Annotated in this window: 21 protein-coding genes; 10 read left to right on the top strand and 11 right to left on the bottom strand. The window is 61.6% G+C overall.

Going from position 1 to position 19,807, the window contains the following annotated elements:
- Nucleotides 1–62 precede the first annotated feature (62 nt).
- From lnt to trmB, 4 genes are all read left to right on the top strand, one after another.
- Entirely contained in the window at nt 63–1,664 is a 1,602-nt protein-coding gene (gene lnt / locus C5J22_RS13355) for an apolipoprotein N-acyltransferase (RefSeq protein ID WP_105438616.1), read from the top strand.
- Between the two features lie 151 nt (nt 1,665–1,815).
- On the top strand, nt 1,816–2,232 hold the full coding sequence (locus C5J22_RS13350; RefSeq protein WP_037079404.1) for a helix-turn-helix domain-containing protein: 417 nt from the start codon (nt 1,816–1,818) through the stop codon (nt 2,230–2,232).
- 187 nt (nt 2,233–2,419) lie between these two features.
- A complete protein-coding gene (gene metK / locus C5J22_RS13345; RefSeq protein ID WP_105438615.1) occupies nt 2,420–3,679 on the top strand; it encodes a methionine adenosyltransferase in 1,260 nt (419 codons plus the stop codon).
- Nucleotides 3,680–3,763: 84 nt separating this feature from the next.
- Nucleotides 3,764–4,465: a tRNA (guanosine(46)-N7)-methyltransferase TrmB gene (trmB, locus tag C5J22_RS13340; RefSeq protein ID WP_105438614.1), complete on the top strand. Its 702-nt coding sequence runs from the start codon at nt 3,764–3,766 to the stop codon at nt 4,463–4,465.
- Between the two features lie 4 nt (nt 4,466–4,469).
- Here trmB and C5J22_RS13335 read toward each other — a convergent pair whose 3' ends face one another.
- Complete coding sequence (locus C5J22_RS13335; protein WP_046630469.1) at nt 4,470–4,727, bottom strand: DUF1150 family protein; 258 nt, start codon at nt 4,725–4,727, stop codon at nt 4,470–4,472.
- A gap of 44 nt (nt 4,728–4,771) precedes the next feature.
- A complete protein-coding gene (locus C5J22_RS13330; RefSeq protein WP_105438870.1) occupies nt 4,772–5,200 on the bottom strand; it encodes an Hsp20 family protein in 429 nt (142 codons plus the stop codon).
- A 193-nt stretch (nt 5,201–5,393) separates the two neighbouring features.
- On the opposite strand from C5J22_RS13330, the gene C5J22_RS13325 reads away from it, so the two are divergent.
- On the top strand, nt 5,394–6,335 hold the full coding sequence (locus C5J22_RS13325) for a nucleoside hydrolase (protein WP_105438613.1): 942 nt from the start codon (nt 5,394–5,396) through the stop codon (nt 6,333–6,335).
- A gap of 73 nt (nt 6,336–6,408) precedes the next feature.
- Here the strand turns inward: C5J22_RS13325 and C5J22_RS13320 are convergent, their stop codons facing one another.
- The 3 genes from C5J22_RS13320 to C5J22_RS13310 form a co-directional block, all read right to left on the bottom strand.
- A complete protein-coding gene (locus C5J22_RS13320; protein ID WP_105438612.1) occupies nt 6,409–8,763 on the bottom strand; it encodes a methyl-accepting chemotaxis protein in 2,355 nt (784 codons plus the stop codon).
- Between the two features lie 181 nt (nt 8,764–8,944).
- A complete protein-coding gene (locus C5J22_RS13315; RefSeq protein WP_105438611.1) occupies nt 8,945–9,844 on the bottom strand; it encodes a ribokinase in 900 nt (299 codons plus the stop codon).
- Between the two features lie 49 nt (nt 9,845–9,893).
- Nucleotides 9,894–11,099, bottom strand: coding sequence for a DNA recombination protein RmuC (locus C5J22_RS13310; protein ID WP_105438610.1), 1,206 nt, complete (start codon nt 11,097–11,099; stop codon nt 9,894–9,896).
- Between the two features lie 111 nt (nt 11,100–11,210).
- Between C5J22_RS13310 and def the strand changes: the two genes are divergently transcribed.
- From def to truA, 3 genes are read left to right on the top strand one after another with little or no spacing between them, the layout of a single operon-like run.
- Complete coding sequence (def, locus tag C5J22_RS13305) at nt 11,211–11,726, top strand: peptide deformylase (protein ID WP_105438609.1); 516 nt, start codon at nt 11,211–11,213, stop codon at nt 11,724–11,726.
- A 58-nt stretch (nt 11,727–11,784) separates the two neighbouring features.
- On the top strand, nt 11,785–12,720 hold the full coding sequence (gene fmt, locus C5J22_RS13300) for a methionyl-tRNA formyltransferase (RefSeq protein WP_105438608.1): 936 nt from the start codon (nt 11,785–11,787) through the stop codon (nt 12,718–12,720).
- Nucleotides 12,720–13,484, top strand: coding sequence for a tRNA pseudouridine(38-40) synthase TruA (truA, locus tag C5J22_RS13295; RefSeq protein WP_105438607.1), 765 nt, complete (start codon nt 12,720–12,722; stop codon nt 13,482–13,484). Before fmt ends, truA begins: the two co-directional genes overlap by 1 nt.
- A gap of 12 nt (nt 13,485–13,496) precedes the next feature.
- Here the strand turns inward: truA and C5J22_RS13290 are convergent, their stop codons facing one another.
- Genes C5J22_RS13290 through dapD form a run of 4 tightly spaced genes read right to left on the bottom strand, consistent with a single transcriptional unit; the run spans nt 13,497 to nt 16,791 of the window.
- A complete protein-coding gene (locus tag C5J22_RS13290; RefSeq protein WP_105438606.1) occupies nt 13,497–14,093 on the bottom strand; it encodes a hypothetical protein in 597 nt (198 codons plus the stop codon).
- Between the two features lie 33 nt (nt 14,094–14,126).
- The gene (locus C5J22_RS13285; protein WP_105438605.1) at nt 14,127–14,747 is read right to left on the bottom strand and encodes a hypothetical protein; all 621 of its coding nucleotides are present in this window, start codon (nt 14,745–14,747) and stop codon (nt 14,127–14,129) included.
- Nucleotides 14,731–15,927, bottom strand: coding sequence for a succinyl-diaminopimelate desuccinylase (dapE, locus tag C5J22_RS13280; RefSeq protein WP_105438604.1), 1,197 nt, complete (start codon nt 15,925–15,927; stop codon nt 14,731–14,733). Before dapE ends, C5J22_RS13285 begins: the two co-directional genes overlap by 17 nt.
- 9 nt (nt 15,928–15,936) lie before the next feature.
- Nucleotides 15,937–16,791, bottom strand: coding sequence for a 2,3,4,5-tetrahydropyridine-2,6-dicarboxylate N-succinyltransferase (gene dapD, locus C5J22_RS13275; protein ID WP_105438603.1), 855 nt, complete (start codon nt 16,789–16,791; stop codon nt 15,937–15,939).
- A 136-nt stretch (nt 16,792–16,927) separates the two neighbouring features.
- On the opposite strand from dapD, the gene C5J22_RS13270 reads away from it, so the two are divergent.
- Together C5J22_RS13270 and C5J22_RS13265 are read left to right on the top strand one after the other, a co-directional pair.
- Nucleotides 16,928–17,788 (top strand): LOG family protein, encoded by an 861-nt coding sequence (locus C5J22_RS13270; protein ID WP_105438602.1) that lies wholly within the window; start codon nt 16,928–16,930, stop codon nt 17,786–17,788.
- A 57-nt stretch (nt 17,789–17,845) separates the two neighbouring features.
- Nucleotides 17,846–18,154: a hypothetical protein gene (locus tag C5J22_RS13265; protein WP_105438601.1), complete on the top strand. Its 309-nt coding sequence runs from the start codon at nt 17,846–17,848 to the stop codon at nt 18,152–18,154.
- Between the two features lie 84 nt (nt 18,155–18,238).
- Here C5J22_RS13265 and C5J22_RS13260 read toward each other — a convergent pair whose 3' ends face one another.
- Together C5J22_RS13260 and C5J22_RS13255 are read right to left on the bottom strand one after the other, a co-directional pair.
- Nucleotides 18,239–18,895 (bottom strand): calcium-binding protein, encoded by a 657-nt coding sequence (locus tag C5J22_RS13260; RefSeq protein ID WP_105438600.1) that lies wholly within the window; start codon nt 18,893–18,895, stop codon nt 18,239–18,241.
- A gap of 109 nt (nt 18,896–19,004) precedes the next feature.
- The gene (locus tag C5J22_RS13255; protein ID WP_105438869.1) at nt 19,005–19,718 is read right to left on the bottom strand and encodes a pyrimidine 5'-nucleotidase; all 714 of its coding nucleotides are present in this window, start codon (nt 19,716–19,718) and stop codon (nt 19,005–19,007) included.
- Nucleotides 19,719–19,807 lie beyond the last annotated feature (89 nt).

Here is a 19,807-nt window from a genome sequence, read left to right as displayed (position 1 = left end):
CGACAAGCCCGCCATTTTTTGAAAGACTGCAGCCGCTGATTCGGGGGCGGAAGGGAACATAGATGGAGCGGCTGGCGGGCAGGATCATGCTTCTCTGGGGCTTCCCGCGCGTCGTCGTCGCTTTTCTCGCAGGAGCGATCGGCGCGCTCGCCCTGCCGCCCTTCGGCTTTTTCGCAGCACTTTTCATCTCCTTCACGCTGCTCGTCTGGCTGATGGACGGTTCCACCGGCAATCCGGATGGGGGACGGTTCGCGCGGTTCCGGTCGGCCTTCTGGATCGGCTGGGTCTTCGGTTTCGGCTACTTCGTCGCCGGCCTCTGGTGGCTCGGCAACGCGCTTCTGGTGGAAGCGGATGAATTTGCCTGGGCGCTGCCGTTCGCGGTTCTTGGCCTGCCTGCCTATCTCGCCCTATTTTACGGTCTCGCGACGGCGATCGCCCGCATCTTCTGGTCGGATGGTTTCGGGCGGATAGCCTCGCTCGCCTTCGGCTTCGGTCTTGCCGAATGGCTTCGCGGCTTCGTCGCCACCGGCTTCCCCTGGAATGCGGTCGGATATGGGGCGATGCCCATGCCGCTGATGATGCAGTCCGCAGCCGTGCTCGGCATTTTCGGCGTGACGGTTGTCGCCGTCTTCGTGTTTTCGGCCCCCGCCTTGATCGGCACCAGAAAGGGCATGCGGACCGGACTGACGCTCGCCGTCCTGCTATTTGCCGCCCATCTGGGTTATGGCGCCTACCGCCTGCATATCGCCGACGCCGCGCCGGCTCCTGCCGCCGACAACCAGCCGGTCGTCCGCATCGTTCAGCCGGTCATCGACCAGGCGCGGAAACTGGACGATGCCGAACGAGCGGCGATCTTCGAGGAACATCTGGCGCTGTCGGCTTTGCCGCCCGAGAACGGTGGCAAGCGGCCGGACATCATCGTCTGGCCCGAAACCTCGGTGCCCTTCATTCTGACCCAGAACCCGGATGCGCTGACCCGCATCGCCGAGGTACTGCAGGATGGCCAGGTTCTGATTACCGGCGCGGTCCGCTCAGAAGATGCAGGCGCGGGCTTCGCGCCGCGTTTTTACAATTCCATCTATGTGATCGACAGCCAAGGCCAGATCGTATCGGCTTCCGACAAGCTGCATCTCGTCCCGTTCGGGGAATATGTCCCCTACGAGGATCTCCTGCGCAATCTTGGCATCCCCGATGCCATCGCCATGCCGGGCGGCTTCAGTGCCGCGCCGGTACGGGCCATGCTGACGCTGCCGGGGGGCAGGACCTTCTATCCGCTGATCTGTTACGAGGCGATCTTTCCGGACGAGATCGGGCCGGACGTGGAGCGGGTGAGCGCGCTTCTGAATGTTACCAATGACGGCTGGTTCGGAGCGACGCCGGGGCCGTATCAGCACTTCCAGCAGGCTCGAATCCGCGCCGTCGAAAACGGCCTGCCGCTGATTCGCGGAGCAAATACCGGCGTTTCAGCGGTTGTTGACCCCTTCGGGAGGCTGATCCGGGGTTTGGACTATAATCAAAAAGGCGTGATGGACGCAACCTTGAGCAGTATTTCAATCCCGCATTGGGATGTGAATGCTCGGGAACAGCACTTCTGGTTGGTTCTTGCGCTGATGTTGTTGATTGCAGCCATCTCGCGCGCTGGTTTTAATTTCCGGACGAATTGACCAAAAACCCCTAAAATTGCATAGTGGTCGCAGCCTTTCGTCTCGCCATATGCTTCAAACGTTGAGCCTGTTGTGACCAGCCGCACGAAGTGTATCTCCACACGCAGACCGGGTTGTGAGGATTGAACAACAAACGTGTCAGGACATCGTTATGATTGAAAACAAAAAGAAGCCGAACCCGATCGATATTCACGTCGGGAGCCGAATTCGCCTTCGCCGGACCATGCTCGGAATGAGCCAGGAAAAGCTCGGTGAAAGCCTTGGCATTACGTTCCAGCAGATTCAGAAATACGAAAAAGGCACGAACCGCGTCGGCGCAAGCCGTCTGCAGAACATCTCCAGCATTCTCAACGTGCCGGTCTCCTTCTTCTTCGAAGATGCGCCGGGCGATCAAGGCGGTCAGGGCGGCATGGCGGAAGCCTCAAGCTCCAACTATGTGGTCGATTTCCTCTCCTCCTCCGAAGGCCTGCAACTGAACCGGGCCTTCGTGAAGATTTCGGACCCGAAAGTTCGCCGGCGTGTGGTAGATCTCGTAAAGGCCCTGGCAGCGGATGCCGAGGTCGAATAAGGCTCATTGATATCAACACAGAAGCGGCCTCCGGGCCGCTTTTTTTGTTGCCCGCACCGGAGCATCGGGGTGTTGCGGGAATGTCAGACTTGTAGACATAAAGATATATTTATGTCGTTGTACGCTTGTGTTTGTCGATGGAAATCACTAACACAGGTGCGTTCGTTTCTTTGAGGGGAATCCCGTAATGCGCGCAAGTTATCTGTTCACCAGCGAGTCCGTTGCCGAGGGCCATCCGGACAAGGTTTGTGATCGTATCTCCGATGAAATTGTTGATCTTGTGTACCGCGAAGCGGCCAAGACCGGCGTCGATCCCTGGACCGTGCGCATTGCCTGCGAAACGCTGGCAACCACGAACCGTGTCGTCATTGCCGGCGAAGTCCGCCTGCCGCCGAGCCTGATGAAGAAGGACAAGGACGGCAAGGACGTCATCAATCCCTCGAAGTTCAAGTCAGCTGCCCGCAAGGCGATCCGCGACATCGGTTACGAGCAGGACGGCTTCCACTGGAAGACGGCCAAGATCGACGTGCTGCTGCATTCCCAGTCTGCTGACATCGCGCAGGGCGTTGACAGCGCTGCCGACAAGCAGGGCGATGAAGGTGCCGGCGACCAGGGCATCATGTTCGGTTACGCCTGCAAGGAAACGCCGGATCTCATGCCGGCGCCGATCTATTATTCCCACAGGATCCTGCAGCTTCTCGCAATCGCCCGCAAGAAGGGCGAGGGTGACGCCGGCAAGCTCGGCCCGGATGCCAAGAGCCAGGTGACTGTACGCTACGAGAACGGCAAGCCGGCCGCGGTCGACTCGATCGTTCTTTCCACCCAGCATCTCGACGAGAGCTGGGACTCCAAGAAGGTTCGCGAGGTCGTCGAACCTTACATCCGCGAAGCGCTCGGCGACCTGCCGATCGCCAAGGATTGCAAGTGGTACATCAACCCGACCGGCAAGTTCGTCATCGGCGGCCCGGATGGTGATGCGGGCCTTACCGGCCGCAAGATCATCGTCGACACCTACGGCGGCGCGGCTCCCCACGGCGGCGGTGCGTTTTCCGGCAAGGACACGACCAAGGTCGACCGTTCGGCCGCTTACGCTGCCCGTTATCTGGCGAAGAACGTCGTTGCTGCCGGCATTGCCGACCGCTGCACCCTCCAGATTTCCTACGCAATCGGCATCGCCCAGCCGCTGTCGATCTATGTCGACCTGCACGGCACGGGCAAGGGCGTGACGGAAGACCAGGTGGAAGCCGCCATCCGCAAGGTCATGGACCTGTCGCCGACCGGTATCCGCCGCCATCTCGACCTCAACAAGCCGATCTATGCGAAGACTTCCGCTTACGGCCACTTCGGCCGCAAGGCTGGCCGCGACGGTTCCTTCTCCTGGGAGAAGACCGATCTGGCAAAGCCGCTCAAGGATGCGCTGAAGGAAGAGACCCTCAAGGCTGCCTGATCGGCCTTTACGGATAGCTCCATAAAACTGTAAAGCGGGTGCCTCCTGACGGAGACGCCCGCTTTTATCATGAGAGACCAGCCTATGACCGAACCGCAGCACCCGAGCCGCAGCACCGAAGCCTTCTTCGGGCGCCGCAAGGGTAAGCAGCTCCGCGAACGCCAGGCGGAGGGGATGGCGACATTGCTGCCCGCGCTGAAGCTCGATCTTCAGGCGCCAGCGCCGGCGGTGCTTTCGGAGATATTTCCGATACCGGTCGAGGAACTGCGGTTGGAAATCGGTTTCGGCGGCGGCGAGCACCTGGTCCACCGTGCGCAGGAGAACTTAAAAACCGGCTTCATCGGCGTCGAGCCCTTCGTCAATTCCATGGCGAAGCTTCTGTCGCGCGTCGACGAACTGGGGCTCAAGAATATCCGGGTCTATGACGACGACGCCACGCAGGTTCTGGACTGGCTGCCGGATGCATCGCTCGATCGCATCGACCTGCTCTATCCGGACCCGTGGCCCAAGCGGAAACATTGGAAAAGGCGGTTTGTGTCTGCGGTCAATCTCGACCGCTTCCACCGCGTGCTGAAGCCGGGCGGTCTGTTCCTGTTCGCATCCGACATCGACACCTATGTCAACTGGACGCTGATCCATTGCCGCGACCATGGCGGTTTTCAATGGCAGGCGGAGCAATCTTCCGACTGGCTGACGCCCTTCGCTGGCTGGCCAGGGACGCGATACGAGAACAAGGCCCGCCGAGAAGGTCGTTCCTCGGCCTATCTGACGTTCAGGAAAGCCTGAAAGGTCAGTGCAGGCTGACGGTCTTCAAGTCGTCTTCAGCGGCCTTGAAGAAGGTGCTGGAGCGATTGTCGGTCAGGAGAATCGGCGTGCCATCTGCGCCGAACAGGGCCCAAAGATCGAGACTGGGATCGATATCCGGGGCTTCAGGGAAGCAGCGGGACACTTCTTCCGACCGCATCTTGCGAATGTATCCGACCTCTCCAGCGCCCAGATGAGCAAGTTCGGACTGCGTCAAACGCGTATTCGCTTCTTTCAGGAGCATTCCAGCCTCCAGCATTGAGGGGCAACGGCATTAGCGCCATTGACCTACTCTGAGACGGAAATGTTAATTTTTCGCACCATGCGTGCGGGCTCGGGGCGGATAAGGTCGACCGACAGCAAGCCGTTCTTGAGCGAGGCGCCGGAAACCTGCATTCCATCGGCCAGCACGAACATGCGCTGGAACTGCCGGGCAGCAATGCCGCGGTAAAGATAGTCGCGCTCACCCTGCTCCGTCTGACGTCCGCGTATGACGAAGTGGTTTTCTTCCGTCGTCACCTCGAGCTCGGCTTCGGAAAAGCCGGCGACGGCCAGCGTGATTCGCAGTCGCTCAGGGGCCCCGGAAGCGTCAGCGCGGATGCGTTCGATATTATAGGGAGGATAACCGTCGTTCGCCTTCGCAAGGCGTTCGAGTGTCTTTTCCATGGCGTCGAAGCCCAGAAGCAGGGGGCTCGCAAACGGCGTCATTCGGCTCATCGGACAGTCCTTGCAACAAGCGACCATGTTGGCGCCCGCCGGGCGGCCCGCCAACTCGTTCGTTATATGGGAGGTTACGGCGGCGACCGCAAGGATGAGCGCCGGGCTGATGGTCACGGCTGCTCGATGCCGGTTATGCGGCACTTGACAGAATGTCAGGTTGTGGACCACTACCCGGAAAAAAGGAGCATTCATGCAGCGCAGGAAAATTATCATCGATACCGACCCGGGTCAGGACGATGCCGCGGCGATCATGCTTGCCTTTGCGAGTCCCGACGAGATCGAGGTGCTTGGTCTCTGCGCGGTCGCCGGAAACGTGCCGCTTTCCTACACCAGCCGCAACCTCCGGATCGTCTGCGAACTCTGCGCCAGGTCGGATGCGCCGGTTTACGAGGGCGCGCTGAAGCCAACCATGCGCCCGCAGGTCACCGCCGAGCACGTGCACGGCAGGACCGGCCTCGACGGTATCGAATTGCCCGAACCGACCATGCCGGTGAAGGATATCCATGCGGTCGACTTCATCATCGACACGTTGCGCACCGAGCCTGCCGGAACGGTAACGCTCTGCACGCTCGGGCCGCTCACCAATATCGCGCTCGCTCTCGAGAAAGCGCCGGACATCGCGGCGCGCGCGAAGGAACTGGTGATGATGGGCGGCGGCTTTTTCGAAGGCGGCAACATCACGCCGGCTGCCGAATTCAACATTTATGTCGATCCCGAAGCGGCAAAGACCGTGTTCGCCTCGGGCATGCCGATCGTCATGATGCCGCTCGACGTCACCCACCAATTGCTGACGACCAAAGCCCGTGTCGAAAAGATCGCCGCGCTCGGCACCCATCCGGCGGAGGTCCTGGTCGCGTGGCTCGCCTTCTTCGAGCGCTTCGATATCGAAAAATACGGCTCCGATGGCGGACCGCTGCACGATCCCACGGTCATAGCCTACCTCATCAAGCCCGAACTCTTTTCCGGCCGCGACTGCAATGTCGAGATCGAGACGCAATCGGACCTGACGGTCGGCATGACTGTGGTTGACTGGTGGCACGTCTCCGGCCGCAAGCCGAATGCCAAGGTGATGCGTCACGTCGATGCCGACGGCTTTTTTGAATTGCTGACGGAGCGGGTCGCCCGGCTCTGAGGCGGAATAAGCCGATAAAGAAAAAGCCGCCGGTTGCACGGCGGCTTTTCTGTGTTTTCACCTGAAGCTGCGATCAGAATTCCTGCCAGTCGTCGGATGCGACGGCGGCCGAACCGTGGGAGATCGCAGCCCGTGGCGCCGGCTTGGCGCGCGGGGCCGGTGCGGGCGGGGTCGGCCGGGTTGCCCGCATGGTCTGGGCGACCTGACGCAGCGCGTGAGGCGCGCTTTGGGTGTGGCCTGTCGCATGCGCCGAAACGCGGAACCGGGCGACCAGCGACTTCAGCGTTTCCGCTTCCGTGCTCAGCACCGTGCTCGCGGCGGTGGTCTCTTCCACCATCGCGGCATTCTGCTGGGTCACCTGGTCCATCTGGTTGACCGCCGAATTGACCTCCTTGAGGCCGACGGCCTGTTCGCTTGCCGACGCGGAAATCTGGCGGATCAACCCGTTGATCTGCATCACCTGCACGGCAATCTTCTGCAGCGTGTCACCGGCCTTGCCGACCAGTTCCACCCCATCGCTGACCTGGCTGGTCGATGCGTTGATGAGCGCCTTGATCTCCTTGGCGGCGGTGGCGGAACGCTGGGCGAGTTCGCGGACTTCCTGCGCGACGACAGCAAATCCCTTGCCCGCCTCGCCCGCGCGGGCAGCTTCGACGCCGGCATTGAGGGCAAGCAGGTTGGTCTGGAAGGCAATCTCGTCGATGACGCCGATGATACGGGAGATTTCCTGCGAGGACTGGGCGATGCCGTGCATCGAGGCGACGGCCTTCTGCACCACTTCGCCGGATTTTTCCGCATCGTCGCAGGCGAGGTTGACCGTGGCGGCCGCGGAGCTGGCGTTTTCGGCGCTCGAATTCACCTGCGCGGTGAGCTCGTTGAGCGCGGCAGCGGTCTCCTCCAGGCTTGCTGCCTGCTGCTCCGTCCTGCGCGACAGGTCCTGAGCGCTGGTGGTGATTTCGCGGCTGCCATTGCCGATATTGTAGACGGTGGAGCTTACCGTCGCGATCGTCTCCTCAAGACTTTCCAGGGCCTTGTTGAAGTCGACCTTCAGCTTGGCATATTCGCCCGGGAAGTCGTCCTGGATGCGATAGCCGAGATTGCCGTTGGAGAGCTCCGCCAGGCCATTGGCAAGCGAGGTGACGACGCACTGCTGCTGCTGGGCGTTCGCTTCGCGCTCGCCTTCGGAACGGTGGCGCTCGCTTTCCGCCGCATGGCGCTGGGCCTCCGCTTCCGTTTCAAGCCGGCGGCCGTCCGCCAGCGTGTGGCGGAAGCCTTCGAGCGCTCCGGCCAGCGAGCCGATCTCGTCGGTGCGGTCCTGGCCCTCGACCGGCTGCTCGAACCCGCCCTTGCTCAAGGTGTCGACGCTGCCGAGCAGCGCCCCCAGAGGCCGCCGCACGAAGACGGTGCTGCCGAAATAGAGGGTCGCGACGCAGGCCCCCATGATGACGATCCCGCCAAGCACCATCATCAGTGTCTGGTCCTGAACCGGCGCGGCAATCACGCTCTGCGGCACGTCGAGGATGATCGCCCAGGTGGCGTTGAGGTCCGGAACCGTGAACGGATAGACGACGCGTTCAAAGGGTTCCGCCGCATCGGCGGTCAGGTTGTCGAGCTGGACCGGCTGGTTCGACTTCAGCGCGGCCAGCAGCTCGCTCGTTTTCTCGCCTTCTACGGGCTTCATCAGCTTGTCGGGATTGACAGGGACGATCCATTTGCCGCCTTGCGACACCAGGAGAACCCGGCCGGAACCGAACGGCCGCATCGCCTGGAGCTTCTTTGTCAGGGTCGCCATCGACACGTCGAGGCCAGCAACACCGAGGAGCTTGGAGCCGGACATGACGGGGTAGGCCACGGAGCTCATGGCGACAGCATCGCCCGTCGTGCTTTCGATATAGGGCTGGGTGAGCGAGCCTTTCTTCGAGGTTGCCGCAAGCGAATACCATTCCGCCTGGGTGTCGATATCGAAGACGCTATAGGCGATATCGCCGGTGCGGCTCTTGGTCCAGTAGGGGGCAAGCTCCCCCTTCTTGTTGGCGCCCATCTCCTTGTTGCCGACGAGTTCCGCGTTCTTCCCGTCGAATACGCCCGGAACTTCGGCAAACCAGCTGCCATAGGCAAAAGCATTCTGCTCCAGGTTGGCCTTGAGAGCGTCGGTGACGCCCTTGCGGTCGAGATAACCCGCGGCATGGCCGCGGCCGATTACGCCGGCCATCGAGCGTGCCGCGCCGGCAAGCTGGCCCATGTCGACGGCCACCTCGTTGGCGATCGAACGCGCCTCGGCCTGCGCCTGCGCCATGGTCAGCGTCGACACGCGATTGCGGGTTTGGGAAATCAGGAAGAAGTTGGAGAGAACCAGAACGCCGGCGATCACCAGGCTCGTTACCAGTATGAGCTTCGTGGAGAGCGACTTGACCTTGAGCGAAAACATCGATTGCCTCGGAGTGCGGACAGGGTGAGGCTCCTTCATGGAGCGGCCGCGAGGCGGATCGAATCTCGTCCCCGCAGAGATATCCGCGACCCTAAAAGCGATATGTTAATGTTGACTAAAATTGCAAATGCTTGCTCTGCCGCAACGGCGAAAGTAGGGGGAAATACTCGATCGGAGCAGCTTAGACCCTGGCGTCGACCGCCTCTGCGGGCGGGATCGATGGCTGGGCGCCGCGGCTGAGGCAGGCGAGCGAACCGGCCACCGCGGCGCGGCGGAGCGCTTTCGCAAAATCGAGCCCCTGTTCGAGGCTGGCGGCCAGATAACCGCAAAACGTGTCGCCGGCGCCGACCGTATCGACAGGTTCGATCTTCAATCCTTCGGCCGTGACAATCTCTCCGTCGCGGATCGCGACCACGCCGTCGCCGCCGAGCGTGACGACGTATGTCTGGCCGGTTTCCGCGTCCAGTTTTTTCAACATCTCCTGACGCGCCGCAGCGTTGGGAATCGGGCTTCCGGCCAGCAGTTCGAATTCCGTTTCATTGGCGACGACGATATCCGCGAGCCGGGCCAGCCGGGCCGCATCGCCGGTCAGCGGCGCCGTGTTGATCACCGTCAGCACGCTTTTGGCGCGCGCCGCCCTGAGCGCCGTCTCTACCGTCTCGGCCGGGATTTCGAGCTGCAGCATCAGGATGTCGCCGGTCTTCATGGCTTCGACGGCCGCCTCGGCCTGCGCCGTGCTTACCGTACCGTTGGCGCCGGCCACCACCGCGATCATGTTTTCGCCCGTGCCCCCCACCAGGATCAGTGCCGTGCCCGTTGGATCGGTTACGCGCGCGACCGCGGAGAGATCGACTTTGGCGTCATCGAGAAGTGCCAGCGCCGGTGTAGCGAAACCATCTTCTCCAACGGCTCCGATCATATGCACGGCGCTTCCGGCACGGCGTGCAGCGAGCGCCTGGTTGGCACCCTTGCCGCCGGCAGCCGTCGCAAAGCTTGATCCCGCAACCGTCTCGCCTGGCTGGGGTAGGCGCTCGGTCGTGGCGATGAGATCCATGTTGATGGAGCCGAGGACGGTGATCATGGCGGACCTGCGTGCTTGATTAAAAGTCGCGCGACACTGCCCGAGAGGATCACTCCTCGTCAACTACCCGCAGTTTGAGAAGACCGGTACGGCTTTCGACCACTTTCGCCTGTGGCAGGTCGCGGGCTGCCCCGGCCTCCGCCGGAGCCTCCAGTTCGAGAGCCTCGATCTTGGCGCCGCGGCGGTTGAGCTTGTCGGTGGAGGTGAGGATCTGTTCGACATCCTTCTGCGCCGCGAAGAAATGTGTCTGCAGTTTGCGGGTGCGGTCGTCGAGGCGGGAAAGATCCTCGATCAGCAGTGCCACTTCACCCTGGATGAGATGTGCCTGCTCGCGCATCCGCTGGTCCTTCAGCACGGCCTGGATGACCTGGATGGACAGCATCAGCAGCGAGGGCGAGACAATGACGATGCGGGAACGTTGCGCCTTCTGCACAGCGCTTTCGAAATGCTCGTGGATCTCCGCGAAGATCGATTCCGATGGCACGAAGAGGAAAGCCATTTCCTGCGTTTCGCCCGGTATCAGGTACTTTTCCGAGACATCGCGGATGTGAACCTCGAGGTCGCGCTTGAAGGCCTGGGCGGCGGCCCTTCTCGCTTCGGGTGCCGCAGCCTCGCGAAATGCGTTCCAGGCTTCGAGCGGGAATTTGGCATCGATCACCAAGGGCGGAGCGCCGTTCGGCATCCTGATCGTACAGTCGGGCCTGGTGCCGTTCGAGAGCGTAGTCTGGAAGCCGTAGGCGCCCATCGGCAATCCGTCGGCAATGATCGCTTCCATTCGGCCCTGGCCGAAGGCGCCGCGTGTCTGCTTGTTCGACAGGATCGCCTGCAGGCCGACGACGTCCTTTGCCAGCGTTTGAATATTGTTCTGGGCGGCGTCGATCACCGCCAGCCGTTCCTGCAGCCGCTGCAGGTTCTCGTGCGTCGACTTGGTCTGTTCGGTGATGCTAGCGCCGATCCGGTGCGTCATGCCGTCGAGCCGCTGGCTGACCGACTGGTTCAGTTCCGTTTGCCGCGTCGAAAGCGTCTCCGCCATTGCCGACAACCGACCCTGCATCTCGCTTTGCGCTCTCAGAAGTTCGGAAAGCCGGGCCTCGCCTTCCATCGCCCGCAAGGCCGCATCCTCCTGCCGCCGAAGCGATGCCCGGCGCGCCAGAAACAGCCATAACAGCAGCAATACCGCTCCACACATTACCGCCGCGACGGCAGCGCGCGGATCGTCGAAGAAACGGGAAAGGCTGGCAACAAGATTATCCATGGCGGGAAACTAACAGAATTTTGCCACTTGAAAAGATCAAAACGTGAACATTCCGCTTCCTCCGGCCGTAATTTCTATTCCTTCGGAAAAAAAGATGGGTTATGGGAAGCCATGACGATCAAGCCTCTGATTATTCTGCCTGACCCGATCCTGCGTCAGCTTTCCAAGCCGATAGAGCGTGTTGACGCCGAGCTTCTGAGGCTCGCCGACGACATGCTGGAGACCATGTATGACGCGCCGGGCATCGGCCTTGCGGCGATCCAGATCGGCGTGCCGCGCCGCCTGCTGGTCGTCGACATTGCGCGTGAGGGCGAGGAAAAGCAGCCGCAAGTCTTCATCAATCCGGAGATCGTCAAATCCTCCGACGACATCTCCGTATATGAAGAAGGCTGCCTTTCCATTCCGGAATATTATGCGGAGGTCGAACGGCCGGCGACCGTCAGCGTCAAGCATCTTGGCCGCGACGGCAAGGAATATGTGGTAGAGGCCGATGGCCTGCTCGCCACCTGCCTGCAGCATGAGATCGATCACCTGAATGGCGTGCTTTTCATCGACCATATTTCCCGCCTGAAGCGCGAGATGGTGATCAAGAAATTCACCAAGGCTGCCAAGTCCAAGGCGGTCTGAACCGTCGCTCAGGCGATCCGAGTTAAGAAGGCGCGGTCTCTTGAGACGCGGAACGTCCATGTCTCTTCGCATCATCTTCATGGGAACCCCGGAATTTTCCGTGCCGACGCTGCAGAGCCTCAAGCACGCGGGCCACGAGATCGTCGCAGTCTATACCCAGCCGCCGCGCCCGGGTGGCCGCCGCGGGCTCGATCTGGTGAAGTCGCCGGTGCATCAGGCCGCCGAACTGCTGGGCATCCCCGTTTTTACGCCGGTGAATTTCAAGGATCCGGAAGAGCGCGAAAAATTCCGCGGGCTCAAGGCGGATGTTGCCGTAGTCGTCGCTTATGGCCTGCTGCTGCCGGAAGCGATCCTGACGGGCACACAACTCGGTTGTTACAACGGCCACGCTTCGCTCCTCCCACGCTGGCGCGGTGCTGCGCCGATCCAGCGGGCGATCATGGCGGGTGACAAGAAGACCGGCATGATGGTCATGCAGATGGAAAAGGGCCTCGATACCGGCCCCGTTGCGCTGACGAGGGAAGTGGAAATCGGCGAGAACATGACGGCGGGCGAACTGCACGACAAGCTGATGCTGGTCGGTGCCCGTGCCATGGTCGAGGCGATGGAAAAGCTCCAAGCCGACGACTTGCCGCTGACGCCGCAATCGCCGGAAGGCGTGCTTTATGCCGCCAAGATCGACAAGGGCGAGACGCGTATCGATTTTTCGAAACCCGCAGCGGATGTGCATAACCACATCCGCGGTCTGTCGCCTTTCCCGGGCGCATGGTTCGAGGCGGAGATCAACGGCAAGCTGGAGCGTGTGAAGGTTCTTCTGTCGGAAATCGGCGAGGGGCAGGGCGAGCCCGGAACGGTTCTTGACGACGCACTGACCCTTGCCTGCGGCGCGGGTGCGGTGCGGCTCCTCAAGTTGCAGAAGGCCGGGGGCAAGCCCCTGGCCGCGGCGGAGTTCCTGCGCGGTACGCCGCTAGGGCCTGGCACGAGGCTCTCCTGATGCCGCGATTCCGCATGATCGTCGAATATGACGGCACGCCTTATGTCGGCTGGCAGAAGCAGAAGAACGGCCATTCGGTACAGTCGGCACTTGAAACTGCCATCCTGTCCTTGACCAAGGAGAGCGTGGTGGTCAAGGGCGCCGGCCGCACCGATTCCGGCGTTCATGCACGCGGGCAGGTGGTGCATGTCGATCTGTCGCGGTTGTGGCAGCCACACCGGCTGCGCGACGCGCTGAACGCCTATCTGGGCATGGCCAGGGAGAAAGTCGCCATCATCGGCGTGCAGGTCGTCGATGATACGTTCGACGCCCGCTTTTCGGCTGTCCGGCGATACTATCTCTACCGCATCATTTCACGCGCCGGCCCGCTGGCGCTGGATGCGAAGCGCGCCTGGTGGGTCACCAAGGATCTGGATCATGAGGTCATGCATGCCGCCGCTCAGACGCTGGTCGGAAAGCACGATTTCACGACCTTTCGTTCGGTTCATTGCCAGGCGAAAAGTCCCGTCCGCACGCTGGACATGCTGGATGTCACGCGCACCGGCGATCTGATCGAAATCCGCGCGACGGCACAGAGTTTCCTGCACAATCAGATACGCTCGCTCGCAGGCACGTTGAAACTGGCCGGTGAAGGCCGCATGACGCCGGCGGATGTCCGCGCAGCACTGGACGCCCGGGACCGCAAGGCCTGCGGGCCGGTGGCGCCGCCGGAGGGACTTTATTTCATGCGCGTCGACTATCCAGGCGACCCCGTAGAGCCCTGAGCGCTGGTCTCATCAGAGCGGATAGATTCCGAGGAAACGCTGCAGGGCTTCGGTCAACAGCATGCTCGGCACGATCAGCACGAGCACCAGCGTGGTGATCATCAGCGGCTGCGGCCCGCAGATCATCCGCATCACCCGCGACACAGCGACGATCATGACGATCAGCAGTGCGAAATGGACAAGCGCCAGGACGGTATCGAGGCTGGATGGCAACAGGAAGCGCAGGCTCAGCAGGCCGTAGAGATAGGCAAACGGAACCGAGAGCCAGTTGACGCTGACGACGACCGCCGGAAACTTTCGGGCAATGCCGAGAAGCGAGCAGAGTACGCCGGCAAGGATCAGCGGCACCAGCCAGTTGAAGATTTCCAGCATCGCCATGCGGAGGAAGAAAATTCCGCCGATCCGCGCGCCGGGCGGCATGCCTTCGAGCAGATAGTCGCGCCACCAAAGCCAGGAAATGAACGCTCCCGGCAGGCACCAGACGAACGCCCAGAACGAGCGCATCATGCCGCGATCGGAAATGTCGAGCAGGCGGAAACCCTGCGCATCGCCGCGGATCAGCAGCCAGAGACCGCTCAGATAAACTCTGACTTCAGGATAGGAGGGCAAGGCTGCCTCCCCGCAAAACGGCGAAATCACGCATCAGGTTAACGAAACCCCCATGATCTTCTCCAGTTCGCGCGCAACGATAATTTCGGCCAGAACCACAAGCCCAACGGTCGCAACTCGTATCATCACCGGGCCGCCCATGACCGTTCTCAGAATGCGCCACATGAGAAAAAGCGCCGCGATCAGAACGGTTGCCGCCAGCGCGATCGAGCCGTAGCCGGCAAGGCCTGCGAGGGCGCCATGTTGATCGGAAAGGAAGGCGAGAGGCGCCAGGATGACATAGGTCGCATAGGCGAGCGGTACGGTAAACCAGTTGCGCGCCACGACCAGAATCCGCACGAGCGGCATGAAGCGCAGAATGAAGCCGAGGGCGATGAGCGCCACGGTTGGCACGACCCATTGGGCCGCTTCGAGGACCAGCATCTTCAGGAAAAAGATGAAGGAATAGTCCTCTCGTTGAGGGAAATGGCGAAGGTATTCCATCCGCCGGAAGATCCAGCCGACAATTAGCGCCGGCGCGCACCAGGCGACTGCCCAGAACGAACGTAACACGCCCTCGTCCGAAATATCGAACGGCCGCAAACCGCGCGCATCGCCGCGGATCAGCAGCCAAAGGCCGCCGAGGTAGAGCCTGACTTCATGATAGGAGGGCATTATCGAACCAGCGGGAGATAAAGGTCCCATAGATTTGGGTAAGCGTCTCCAGATCGGCAAGTGCCACGCGCTCGTCGACCATGTGCATGGTCTGGCCGACCAGGCCGAATTCGACGACCGGGCAGTAATCCTTGATGAACCGGGCATCCGACGTGCCGCCAGTGGTGGAAAGCTTCGGCACCTTGCCGGTCACGCTCTCGACAGCGCCGGAAAGCGATGCGATCAGAGCGTTGTTGCGAGTCAGGAACACGTGGCTTGGGCGTTCCGCCCAGGTGATCTCGTAACGCGCCGGTTCCCGATCCGGGCGAAGCGGGCTGCCGACCGCCGCCGCATCCAGCCGTCGCACGATCTCCGCCTTGACGGTGTCGGCCGTCCAGGTGTCGTTGAAGCGGATGTTGAATGCGAAACCGGCCTTTGCCGGAATGACGTTGGTCGCCGGATTGCCGACATCGACCGAGGTTACTTCCAGGTTGGAGGCGGGAAATTCCGCCGTGCCGCCGTCGAAGGGCGGGTCCATCAGGGCAGATGCAAGCGGCAGGAGGCCGCGCACCGGATTGTCGGCCAGATGCGGATAGGCCGCGTGGCCCTGGACGCCGAAGACGGTGACCTTGCCAGAGACCGAGCCGCGTCGGCCGATCTTGATCATGTCGCCGAGCACATCGGGATTGGTCGGCTCGCCGACCAGGCAGGCATCCCAGGTCTCGCCCCGTTCAGCGGCCCACTTCAGCAGCTTCTCGGTTCCGTTGACCGCCGGGCCTTCCTCATCGCCGGTGATCAGGAAGGAGATCGAGCCTTTTGGCGCGCCATGTTGCTCTATATGGCGGGCGACGGCGGCGACGAAACAGGCGATACCGCCCTTCATGTCCACCGCGCCGCGGCCGAACAATTCATTGCCGACAATCTCGCCGGCAAACGGCGGCCGGCTCCACGACGTTTCATCCCCCGGCGGCACCACGTCCGTATGCCCGGCGAACATCAGATGCGGCGCATCGGTGCCGAGCCGGGCATAAAGGTTCTCGATGTCCGGCATGCCGGGCTCCGTCGCCACCATGCGCTCGACCTTGAAACCGAGCGGAAGCAGCATGGCCTCCAGCGCTGCCAGCGCGCCGCCCTCGGCGGGTGTCACCGAAGGGCAGCGGATGAGCGTCTGGAGATTGGCGATGGGATCGGCACTGGACATGGGATGGGATCAGTCGCGCAGCAGTTCGTTGATACCGGTCTTGGAACGGGTCTTTTCATCGACGCGCTTGACGATCACGGCGCAATAGAGGCCGGGGCCTGGCTCGCCGTTCGGGAACGGCTTGCCCGGCAGCGTGCCGGCGACGACCACCGAGTAGGGCGGCACTTCGCCATAGCTGATCTCGCCGGTGGCGCGGTCGACGATCTTGGTCGACTTGCCGATGAACACGCCCATGCCGAGCACTGAACCCTGGCGGACGATGCAGCCTTCGACCACTTCCGAGCGGGCGCCGATGAAGCAATTGTCCTCGATGATGGTCGGGCCTGCCTGCATCGGCTCCAGCACGCCGCCGATGCCGACGCCGCCGGAAAGATGCACGTGCTTGCCGATCTGGGCGCAGGAACCGACGGTCGCCCAGGTGTCGACCATGGTGCCTTCATCGACATAGGCGCCGAGGTTGATGAAGGAGGGCATCAGGACGACGTTTTTGGCGATATAGGCCGAGCGACGCGCGACCGCGTTCGGCACGGCGCGGAAGCCGGCGGCGCGGAACTCGCTCTCACCCCAGTTCTCGAACTTGGAGGGCACCTTGTCCCACCAGGTGGAGGCACCGGGGCCATTCTTGACCACTTCCATGTCGTTGAGGCGGAAGGACAGGAGCACCGCCTTCTTCAGCCACTGATGCACCGTCCACACGCCGTCTTCGCCCCGGCTTGCAACTCGCGCCCTACCACTGTCCAGCAGGTTGAGCGCTTCTTCGACCGCGTCGCGGATCTCTCCCTTGGTCGAAACCGTTACGGTGTCGCGGTTGTCGAAGGCCGTCTCGATAGTCTTTTCGAGAGAAGAAAAGTCGGGGCTGCTCATGGGAAATCCTTAAACGTCACTCTGTATCGTGATGGTGGGAGAGGTGGCCATTTGGTGTCATTTGATCTAAGCGACCGCCACTCAAGCGTCAATGTGAATTGGCGTCAATGCATTTGACGCCGGAAGGATCATGCGAATGGCAAAGGCGAAGAAGGACGGGCCGCGGCGCAAGGACGGGGTCTGGGATCCGCTGAAGGACAACAAGGCGGACAAAAACGACGCCGCAGTCCAGCCGAGGACGCCGCAGACGGAATCGCATTCCTATCGCCTCGCCTATGCGGATGACGAGTTCCTCAGCCGCGAAGAGCTTCGCCCCGTGCGGCTTCAACTCGAGCTGACGAAGACGGAAATGGCATTGGCCGAGCGCGGCATCAGATCGACCGTCGTGCTGTTCGGCGGCGCGCGCATCCCGGCTCCCGGCCAGAGCGCCTGGGCCGCCCGCAACGACACCCAGCGCCAGAACCTTGAAGCGGCTTCGGTTTATTACGACGAGGCGCGCAAGTTCGCGGCCCTCTGCGGCAAACACTCGGCCGGCTACAATCATCAGGAATACGTGGTGGTGACCGGCGGTGGCCCCGGCGTCATGGAGGCTGGCAACCGCGGTGCGGCGGAAGCCGGTGCCCCGAGCATCGGGCTCAACATCATGCTGCCGCACGAGCAGGCACCCAACCGCTTCGTAACGCCGGAACTCAGCTTCAACTTCCACTATTTCGCCATCCGCAAGATGCATTTCATGATGCGGGCGAAGGCAGTCGTTGTCTTCCCCGGCGGGTTCGGCACCCTGGACGAAATGTTCGAGGCGCTCACCCTCATCCAGACCAAGCGCATGGAGCGCATACCGCTCATTCTGTTCAGCGAATCCTTCTGGCGCGGCATCATCAACTTTGGCGCGCTCGCGGAATTCGGGACGATCGCTCCGGACGACCTGAGCCTCATCAGTTTTGTTGAAACCTCGGAACAGGCTTGGAAGATCATCTCGGATTTTTACGAGCATTGAGGGCCTGATTGAAAGTCCGGACGTTCGCGATTAGATTGTTGGTAGAGGATCGTACCAATGAGCGATGAAGTCGTAGACCTGAATTTTCTGGCTAAGCTTGGACAGCGGACGAACGATGAGATTCGTGCGCTTCGCAAGGAAGTTGCTGAAATCAGAACCCTGACGATTCAGACTTATGAATTTTCGAAGCGCCTGGAACGACGTCAGGCGGAAATTCGGGATGATCTTGAGCTTTCCATCAAAATCGAACTTGGCGGGGCTTTATCCCACATGCAGTCGACGATCGAGCACTCTCTTGTCCGGATCGAGGACAAGGTGGAAGAGGTTGCCGACCGGGTGACTGCAGTCGAGCACAGACCTTCCTGATCCGAAAAATAAAAGAACCCGCCCCTTGGGGAAGGGGCGGGTCCTTTGGACGACTGTCGGAGCTAGTTCCAAGGGGGCGGAGAACTAGAGGGGGCGGTCCGGCAGGTCGTCGATGGAAATGGTTCCATCCTTGCTGGTATCCATGCGGGCGAACAGCTTGTCGGATGCGGTGGTGGCTTCCGTCTTGGTGATCTTGCCGTCCTTGTCTTCATCGACCATGCGGAACATGCCCCGGCCCATCATCTGACGGCCGTGCGGGCCTTCCCACCGAGCGTCTTCGCGGCGCCCGCCGTGGCGGCCCTGACCATCATGGTTCCATGCGGAACGATCGCGGTCCCGACGGTGGTCATCACGCCGGTCGGCCATTTTATCGTCGGATTGGTCGTCCTTCGGGTCCGTGGCATTGACGACGTCGGGCTGATGGGTCTTGCGGAACTCTTCCATCTTCGCCTGACGATAGTCTAACATCTCGCCTCGGGTCAGTGAGCCATCCTTGTTGGCGTCGATCGCGGTGAAGAGCTTGTCCTGAAATGCGGTCATCTCGTCCTTGGAGATCTTGCCGTCCTTGTCGGCATCGGCATTCTTCAGCAGGCGCACGAACATCACGTCCTGCATCATCGCGCGGCCGGGACCACCATGGCGGCCGGGACCATCACGCCCTGGGGCTGCAAAGGCAGGAACGGCTGCGCCGGCGATCAGCGCTGCTCCAAGGGTCGCCAGAACGATCTTCTTCGCGGTCATTGCGGTGGTCCTTCAGGTTGTTTCGATAGCCTGAAGATAGAGCCTGCAACGGTCAAAACCACTTAAACATCCGTAATGTGGATGAACTTTTAGTAATGCCGATAAAACCTTAGCCGATATCGAGGCCGTTGAGGAAGCCTGCCAGATCGTCCGTGACGTAGTCGATATGATCGTCCTCGTCGCTGAGTTTTTCCCAACGTTCCATCAGCACGGCGTCCAGGTTGCGCGGCACGAGGAGGATGGTGCGCATGCCGAGCGCTTTCGGCACCTGCAGGTTGCGCGGCAGATCCTCAAACATCGCGGCTTTTTGCGTATCGACCCGGTGCAGGCTGGCGAACTTGTCGTACGTCGTGCCTGCCGGCTTCGGCACGTAGTCGGCGGCCACGATGTCGAATATGTCGTCGAAATTATCCAGGATGCCGAGCGCCCTGGCTGCGGCTTCCGCATGCGGCACGCTGCCGTTGGTGAAGATGAACTTGCGGCCGGGAAGCGCCTTGATCGCCTCGCCGAGTTCCGGATGCGGCAACAGCGCCGAATAGTCGATCGCATGCGCCTGTTCGAGAAACCCGTCCGGATCGACGCCGTGGTTCAGCATCAGGCCCTGCAGCGTCGTGCCATGCTCGTGGTAATAGCGCTTCTGCAGGGCTTTCGCTTCCGCCGGCTCGAGCTGCAGCAGCTCCTGCACATAGGCCGTCATGTTCTTGTCGATCTGGGCGAACAGATTGATGTGATGCGGATAAAGCGTGTTGTCGAGATCGAATACCCAGTCGCGGACATGGGCGAAATCGACGGGATCGGGCGAGGTCTGCGGCTTTTTTTCCATGGCGGCTTTATGCACCGGCTCGACGGCAAAGAAAACGAAAAAGACGAACGCTTTCGGCCTGAGCCGGCCTTGGCGATCTGTCGGAACGC

The sequence above is a fragment of the Neorhizobium sp. T25_13 genome, from assembly GCF_002968675.1.
GTDB lineage: Bacteria > Pseudomonadota > Alphaproteobacteria > Rhizobiales > Rhizobiaceae > Neorhizobium > Neorhizobium tomejilense.
This window is presented reverse-complemented; position numbering and strand designations above follow the sequence as displayed.